Below are 524 nucleotides of genomic sequence, written 5' to 3' on the forward strand. Positions count from 1 at the left end.
CGTCGACCCCGCGGAGACGACGCGGATCGTGACGGATGCGCTCGAGGTCGGGTACCGCCACATCGACACCGCGGCGATCTACGGCAACGAGCAGGGCGTTGGCGAGGCGATCGCCGCCTCGGGGATCGCGCGGGACGAGCTGTTCATCACGACCAAGCTGTGGAACGACCGGCAGACGGATGCGCAGGCCGCCTTCGACGAAAGCCTCGAGAAGCTCGGGCTCGACTACGTCGACCTGTACCTCATCCACTGGCCGACCCCGCAGCGCGACACCYACGTGCAGGCGTGGAAGTCGCTCGAGGCGATCGCCGCGACCGGCCGCGCCCGTGCCATCGGCGTGTCGAACTTCCTCGTGCCGTACCTGGAGAGACTGCTCGCCGAGACCGACGTCGTGCCGGCCGTCAACCAGATCGAGCTGCACCCCGCCCACCAGCAGCCCGAGGTGACCGCGTTCGCCCGCGAGCACGGGATCCACATCGAAGCGTGGGGACCGCTCGGCCAGGGCAAGTACCCACTGTTCGAGC

At 69.0% G+C, this 524-nt stretch carries 1 protein-coding gene; it reads left to right on the plus strand.

The genetic code is table 11. The features are described 5' to 3' along the window. The coding region (locus tag AB4Z02_RS19015) for an aldo/keto reductase (protein WP_441972922.1) at nt 1-524 on the plus strand (524 nt) is incomplete at both ends.

Origin of the sequence: Pedococcus sp. 2YAF34 (assembly GCF_052114585.1) — a bacterium.
Taxonomy (GTDB): Bacteria; Actinomycetota; Actinomycetes; order Actinomycetales; family Dermatophilaceae; genus Pedococcus.